At 72.2% G+C, this 7,427-nt stretch carries 6 protein-coding genes; all 6 read left to right on the top strand.

The genetic code is table 11. The features are described from left to right. Positions 1 to 1,321, top strand: a 1,321-nt coding sequence (locus M0P34_RS12055) for a helicase-related protein (protein ID WP_291499452.1), incomplete at its 5' end; no start/stop codon positions are given. Then, positions 1,318 to 2,415, top strand: a complete 1,098-nt coding sequence (locus M0P34_RS12060; protein ID WP_291499454.1) for a potassium channel protein — start codon at positions 1,318 to 1,320, stop codon at positions 2,413 to 2,415. The genes M0P34_RS12055 and M0P34_RS12060, both read left to right, overlap by 4 nt. Positions 2,416 to 2,446: 31 nt before the next feature. After that, a complete protein-coding gene (locus M0P34_RS12065) occupies positions 2,447 to 3,217 on the top strand; it encodes a glycosyltransferase (protein WP_291499455.1) in 771 nt (256 codons plus the stop codon). Between the two features lie 37 nt (positions 3,218 to 3,254). After that, a complete protein-coding gene (ligA, locus tag M0P34_RS12070; protein ID WP_291499456.1) occupies positions 3,255 to 5,378 on the top strand; it encodes an NAD-dependent DNA ligase LigA in 2,124 nt (707 codons plus the stop codon). Between the two features lie 27 nt (positions 5,379 to 5,405). Next, positions 5,406 to 6,185, top strand: coding sequence for a 4-hydroxy-tetrahydrodipicolinate reductase (gene dapB, locus M0P34_RS12075; protein ID WP_291499458.1), 780 nt, complete (start codon positions 5,406 to 5,408; stop codon positions 6,183 to 6,185). A 378-nt stretch (positions 6,186 to 6,563) separates the two neighbouring features. Continuing rightward, positions 6,564 to 7,253, top strand: coding sequence for a 4Fe-4S double cluster binding domain-containing protein (locus tag M0P34_RS12080; RefSeq protein WP_291499460.1), 690 nt, complete (start codon positions 6,564 to 6,566; stop codon positions 7,251 to 7,253). Positions 7,254 to 7,427: the final 174 nt, after the last annotated feature.

Genomic DNA, 7,427 nt, shown 5'->3' on the forward strand with positions numbered 1-7,427 from the left:
CACCGAGACGGACCCCGTCACCGGGCAGGTGCTCGGCGCGGTGCCCAAGACGCTGATCTTCCCCGCCAGCCACTATGTTTCCGACCGCGCGAATCTCCAGCGCGCCATGGGCGAAATCCGCGACGAGCTGCGCCGGCGCCTGGCCTGGTTCCAGGAGCGTAACATGCTCGTGGAGGCCCAGCGCCTGGAGCAGCGCACCCAGCTCGACCTGGAGATGATCGACGAGCTTGGCTACTGCAACGGCATCGAGAACTATTCGCGCTTCCTGGACGGGCGGGCGCCCGGCGAGCCGCCGCACACGCTCCTGGACTACCTGCCCGACGACGCCATCATGTTCATCGACGAGTCCCACGTGGCCGTGCCGCAGATCGGGGGCATGTCCAACGGCGACCGCTCGCGCAAGACGACCCTGGTGGACTTCGGCTTCCGCCTGCCCTCGGCCCTGGACAACCGGCCCCTGACCTTCGAGGAGTTCCTCGCCCGCCAGCACCAGACCGTCTACGTCTCGGCCACGCCGGGGCCCTGGGAGCTGACGCGCGCCCAGGGGCTCGTGGTGGAGCAGATCATCCGGCCCACCGGGCTGGTGGACCCCGAGGTGGAGGTACGCCCCACGCGCGGGCAGGTGGACGACCTCATGGCCGAGTGCCGCGCCCGGCGCGACGCGGGCGAGCGCGTGCTGGTGACCACCCTGACCAAGCGCATGGCCGAGGACCTGACGGAATACCTCCAGAAGATGGGCGTCGCCACGCGCTACCTGCACTCGGACATCGACACCCTGGAGCGCGTGGCCATCATCCAGGCCCTGCGCCAGGGCGCCTTCGACGTGCTGGTGGGCATCAACCTGCTGCGCGAGGGCCTGGACATCCCCGAGGTGACCCTGGTGGCCATCCTCGACGCGGACAAGGAGGGCTTCCTGCGCAGCACGCGCTCCCTGGTGCAGACCTTCGGGCGCGCCGCGCGCAACACCAGGGGCCGCGTGATCCTCTACGCCGACGCGGTGACGCGCTCCATGCGTGAGGCCATGGACGAGACCGCCCGGCGCCGCGCGTTGCAGACCCGGTTCAACCAGGAGCACGGCATCGTTCCGCAGACCATCCGCAAGGATATGGACAACGTTCTCGAAGCGCTTTATGCCGGGCAGCAGGAGGCACAGCGGCGCGCCGAGGCGCCCGCCGCCCCGGGCGACGCCAAGGCCCTGGCCGCCGAGATCAAGCGCCTGGAGCGCGAGATGCGCGCCGCCGCCCGTGAGCTGGAGTTCGAAAACGCCGCGCGCCTGCGCGACCGCATCGCTGAACTGCGCGAAATGATGAGGGTCTTGTGAGCGTCGCACCGTCCTCCGCCCGCCCCGCCCGCCACAGCTCCCGGACCCGGCGCCCCCGGGCCGTGGGCTGGCCCCGGCTGCGCCGCCTCCAGCGGCGCTACGGCGGGCTGTGGCCGATGATTTCCGGCCTGGTGTCGCTGCTGGTGCTGTTCTTCGCCGGGGTCTACGGCTACATGGCCGTGGAGGGCTGGAGCTACCTCGAAAGCTTCTACATGGTGCTCATCACCCTGGCCACCGTGGGCTTCGAGGAGGTCCGCCCCCTGTCCGACGACGGCATGGTGCTGACCAGCGTGCTCATCCTGCTCGGGGTGGGCAACTTCGCGTTCCTCATCGGCTCCTTCACCCAGATTCTCGTGGAGGGGCGCATCCAAAACGTCTGGGGGAGACACAGATTGCAACGCGCCATCGACAAGCTGCACCGGCACATCATCGTCTGCGGCTACGGGCGCATCGGCTCCATCGCCGTGCGCGAAATCGTGCGCGAGGGCCTGCCCGTGGTCTGCGTGGAAAAGGAGGAGGCCCTGGTGGGCCGCATGGAGGACGACGACGTGCTCTTTGTCCACGGCGACGCCACCGACGACGAGGTGCTGCGCCGGGCGGGCATCGAGCGGGCCAAGTCGCTCATCGCGGCCCTGTCCTCCGAGGCGGCCAACGTCTATGTGACCCTCACCGCGCGGCAGATGAACCCCGAGCTGCACATCGTGGCCCGGGCCAACGAGGAGTCGCACATCCACCGCCTGGAGCGCGCCGGGGCCGACCGCGTCATGCTGCCCCACACCCTGGGCGGCGTGCGCATGGCCCAGTCCGTCATCCGGCCCACGGTGACCAGCTTCCTGGAGCTGACGGCCTCGGGCAACGGGCTGGACCTGAGCATGGAGGAGCTGCCCATCTCCGCGCGCTCGGAGCTGGCGGGCGTGAACCTCATCGACTCCAAAATCCGCCACCGCTTCAACGTCATCATCATCGCCATCAAGCGCGTCGACGGCCAGCTCGTGTTCAACCCGCCGGCGCAGATGGAGATGCAGGCCGGAGACACCCTGCTGGCCGTGGGCGGCGACGAGGGCTTGCAGGGGCTGTGGGAAATAACCAGCTAGCCCCGCGCGGGCGGCCAGGGCGGAGCGGAGCATGACCCAGCGGGACGGCGCCCCCGGGGTGGTCCGGGAACTGGCGCGCTTCGCCCCGGGGGCGGAGCCGGTGGTTTCGGCCATCGTTTCGGTCTACAACTGCGAGCGTTTCATCCGCGGCTGCCTGGACGACCTGCTGGCACAGACCCTGGGCCCGCGCCTGGAGATCGTGACCGTCATCTCCGGCACCGAGCAGGGCGAGGCGGCGATCATCGACGCCTGCCGCGCGGCCCACGGGAACATCTCGGTGTTGCGCACCAGGCGGCGCGAGAGCATTTACGCCGCCTGGACCCGGGGCTGCAAGGCCGCCCGGGGCCGCTACCTGACCAACGCCAACGCCGACGACCGCCACCGCCCCGACGCCCTGGAGCGCATGGCCGCCGCCCTGGACGCGCACCCCGGCGCGGCCCTGGTCTATGCCAACTCGCTCATCACCGCCACGCCCAACCAGCCCTTCGACCAGGCCACCCCCATCGGCCGCACGGACTGGCCGGCCTTTGACCGCAAGGCCCTGTTCACCTACAACTACATCGGGCCGCAGCCCATGTGGCGCGCCAGCCTGCACGCCCGCCACGGCTGGTTCGACCGCGACTTCCAGGTGGCCGGGGACTATGAGTTCTGGCTGCGCGTCGCGCGGACCGAGGATTTCCTGTTGCTGCCCGAGGTGCTCGGCCTGTATTACCTGGCTCCCGACACCGCCGAGCGCCGGGACAAGACCCTGGCGCGCAACGAGACCCTGGCGGCGCGGCGGCGCTACGCCCCCCCGCGGTGATCCCCGCCGCGCCCCGCAAGACAAGGACGACCGCCCCATGACCGACGCCCCGGGGGCCACTGGCCCCGCCGCCCGCGTGGCGGAACTGCGCCGCCTGCTGGAATGGCACAACCAGCGCTACTATGTGCTGGACGACCCGCAGATAACCGACGCCGAGTACGACGCGCTGTTTCGCGAACTGCAAGCCCTGGAGCGCGAGCACCCCGGGCTGGACGACCCCAACTCGCCCACGCGCCGCGTGGGCGGCGCCCCGCGCGAGGGCTTCGAGAAGCGCGCCCACTCCCTGGGTATGTTCAGCCTGGACAACGGCTTTTCCCTGGACGACTGGCAGGCCTGGGTGGAGCGGCTGCGCCGCCTGGAGCCCGAGGCCGAGCTGGCCTTCTGGGCCGACCCCAAGATGGACGGGCTGGCCGTGGAGGTCATCTACGAGGGCGGAGCGCTGGTGGCGGCCCTGACCCGGGGCGACGGAGAAACCGGCGAGGTGGTCACGGCCAACATGCGCACCGTGCGCAACCTGCCCCTGACCCTGCGCACGGCCCCGGGCGAGGCCCCCCCGGAGCTGCTCGAAGTGCGCGGCGAGGTGGTCATCGCCAAGGACGATTTCCACGCCCTGAACCAGGCCCAGGAGGAGGACGGCGCCAAGGTTTTCGCCAACCCGCGCAACGCCGCCGCCGGATCCCTGCGCCAGCTCGATTCGCGGATCACCGCCGCGCGGCCCCTGCGCTTCCTGGCCTATGGCGTGGGCCTGGCGCGCTGGGCCGGGGGCGCGCGCTCGCCCTACGAGCGCTGGGCCACCCAGGGCGAGCTCATGGCCGAGCTGGAGCGCCTGGGCCTGGGCGTGCCGCCCCGGGCGGGGCGTTGCGAGGGCCCCGGGGCAGTGGCCGCGCGCTACGAGGAAATGGCCGCCGCCCGCGACGAGCTGCCCTTCGAGATCGACGGGCTGGTGGCCAAGGTGGACGACCTGGCCCTGCAACAGGCCCTGGGCTTCACGGCGCGCGCTCCGCGCTGGGCCCTGGCCCTCAAGTTCCCCCCGCGCCAGGCGCGCACGGTGCTCGAAGCCATCGAGATCCAGGTCGGCCGTACCGGGGTGCTCACGCCCGTGGCCCACCTGCGGCCCGTGAGCGTGGGCGGGGTCACGGTGTCGCGCGCGACCCTGCACAACGAGGACGAGATCCGCGCCAAGGGCCTGCTGGTGGGCGACACGGTGCTGGTGCAGCGCGCGGGCGACGTGATCCCCGAGGTGGTCGGCCCGGTGGTCGAGGCGCGTACGGGGGCGGAGGCCGGGTTCGTCTTCCCCCGGGAGTGCCCGGTGTGCCGGAGCGCGGTGGTCCGCCTGGAGGGCGAGGTGGCCTGGCGCTGCGTCAACGTGTCCTGCCCGGCGGTGCTGCGCCAGGGCATCGTCCATTTCGTGTCCAAGGCCGGGCTGGACATCCAGGGCGTGGGCCGCAAGCTGGTGGAACAGCTGGTGGCCCAGGGCATGGTCCGCTCCCCGGCGGACCTGTTCGCCCTGCGGCCGGGGGTGCTGGCGCAGATGGAGCGCATGGGCGCCAAGTCCGCCGAGAACGTGGTGGCCTCCATCGCCCGCGCGCGCGAGGCCGCCAGCCTGGAGGCGCTCATCGCCGCCCTGGGCATCCGCCATGTGGGCGAGCGCACGGCGCGGACCCTGGCCGGGGCCTTCGCGGACCTGGACGCCCTGGGCCGGGCCACGCAGGAGGACCTGACCGCCCTGGACGACATCGGGCCCGAGGTTGCCGGGGCCGTCCGCGCCTTTTTCCGCAACGAGGACAACAAGCGCCTGGTGGCGCGGCTGCGCGAGGCCGGGCTGTGGCCCGTGGCGGCGCCGCGGCCCGAGGCCGACCCGTCCGCCCAGCCCCTGGCGGGGCGCACGCTCCTGTTCACCGGGGCGCTGCCCGTGGCGCGCGGCCAGGCCCAGGCCCTGGCCGAGGCTGCCGGGGCGCGCGTGGTCAGCGCCGTTTCCAAGAAGGTGGACTGGCTGGTGGCCGGGGAGAAGGCGGGCAGCAAGCTGGACAAGGCCCTGTCCCTGGGCGTGGCCGTGACGGATTACGCCGGGTTCCTGGCCCTTGTGCAGGGCCGGGCGCCGGGCGGGCCGGACGCGTCGGACGCGGCCGGGATGCAGGGCTCCCTGCTGGACATTTCCTAGACAACCGAACGTGAAAGGAGCGAGGTCATGAGCATTTCGATCATCGTCATGGGCGCCAAGGGGCGCATGGGCTCGACCATCGCCGGGCTGGTGCGCGCCGACCCGGAGCTGACCCTGGTGGGCGTCGTGGAGCGCGAGGGCTGCGAGGACGGGCTGGACGCCTACGGCTGCCTGTGCGGCACGGAGCTGGCGGCCATGCTGCCCGAGTTCCCCGGGGCCGTGGTCATCGATTTCACCGCGCCGCAGGTCAGCCTGGCCAACGCGCGGACCTGCGCCCGGCACGGCAACCCCATCGTCATCGGCACCACGGGCCTGTCCGCCGAGGAGCAGGCCGAGCTGCGCGCCGTGGCCGAAACGGGGCCGGTGTTCTGGTCGCCGAACATGAGCGTGGGGGTGAACGTGCTGCTCAAGGTGCTGCCCGAACTGACGCGCGCCCTGGGCGAGAGCTACGACATCGAGATGGTCGAGCTGCATCACAACCAGAAGAAGGACGCCCCCAGCGGCACGGCGCTGAAGCTGGCCGAATGCCTGGCCGGGGCGCGGGACTGGGACCTGGCCGAGGTCGGCGCGTATTGCCGCGAGGGCATCATCGGCGCGCGGCCGAAAAAGGAAATCGGCGTGCAGACCATCCGCGGCGGCGATGTGGTCGGCGTTCACACGGTGTATTTCATGGGCCCCGGCGAACGCATCGAGATCACGCACCAGGCCCACTCGCGCGAGAACTTCGCCCGGGGCAGCCTGCGCGCCGCCAAGTGGATGGCGGGCCGGGGGGCCGGGCGGCTGTATTCCATGCAGGACATGTTCTGATCCCCGCGCCGGGCGCTGCGGGGCCCCTGGCGCCGCCCCGCACCGGGGGAGCTGTTGCCGCGCGGTGCCCGCGCGGGGCGCCGCCCCCGGCCAGGAGCAGGGCCCGCCGCCCGCCGGCGGCCAGCACGGCCCGGCCACGGGCGGCACCCGCGCCGGGAAGGCCGGAAGCCGCCGGGGAAGCCCGGCGGCTTCCCTGTTTTTGCGCGCGGGGAGGGCTCTTTGCGCGGTGCGTTGCGCCCGGGGCGCCAGGCGGTTATGCTCGGCGCGGGGCGTCCGGTTCGCATGGGGCGGCGTGGCGCGCCGGAGTCGGAGAACGGTGCGGATGGCGCGAAGCCGGGAGGGCATATGGGTCGCAGGGCACACAGGGAGCCGGTGGAGGTGTCGGAATTACGGGCGGCCGCCCGGGGCTGGGGCGCCACGGTGCTGCGCGTGGCCGACACGGCGCGGCTGGCGGGGCTGGAAACGGAGCCCGCCGACCTGCTGGCGGCCTTCCCGCGCGCGGTGAGCATCGGCGTGCGCCTGTCCGACCCCATGCTCGACGCCATTGTGGACCGGCCCACGCCGCTGTATTCGTCGCATTATTCGCGGGTCAACGCCGTGCTGGACGACATCGCCGTGCGCGTGACGAACCTGCTCCAGTCCGGCGGTGCGCGGGTCCTGCCCATCCCGGCCAGCCAGATTCTCGACTCCGAGCGCTGGACTTCCTATCTCTCGCACAAGGCCGTGGCCATTGCCGCCGGACTCGGCTGGCAGGGCAAGAGCCTGCTGGTGGTCAGCCCCGACCACGGCCCGCGCCTGCGCCTGACCACGGTGCTCACCGACGCCCCCCTGGCCCCCGACGCCCCGCTCAAGAACCGCTGCGGCCGCTGCACCAAATGCCGCGACGCCTGCCCCGCCGGAGCCATCCGCGGCGTGAATACCACCAGCCACTACTCCTCGCGCGACGAGGCCCTGGACTTCGCAAAATGCGTCACCCAGGTCAGGGATGTTTTTGGGCAACTGCCGCACGTCGCGGGGCTGCTTTGCGGCGTGTGCGTGTCGGTGTGCCCGTGGGGGCGGACTCGCTGAAGCCAGGGCGGAGGGGCCTCCACCAGCTCACGTCCGGCGGCGCCCTGCGCGAGTATCCGGGGTCCATTCTCTTTGTGGGACGGCCCTGGCCTTTCGGGGCGTTCGCTCACGCCCCTTTCCGCATTGGCGGGGCCGCGGCGCCAATCCGCGGCCCAGCCCCCTGGGCGCTGCTGC

Origin of the sequence: Desulfocurvus sp., assembly GCF_023230885.1 — a bacterium.
Taxonomy (GTDB): domain Bacteria; phylum Desulfobacterota; class Desulfovibrionia; order Desulfovibrionales; family Desulfovibrionaceae; genus Desulfocurvus.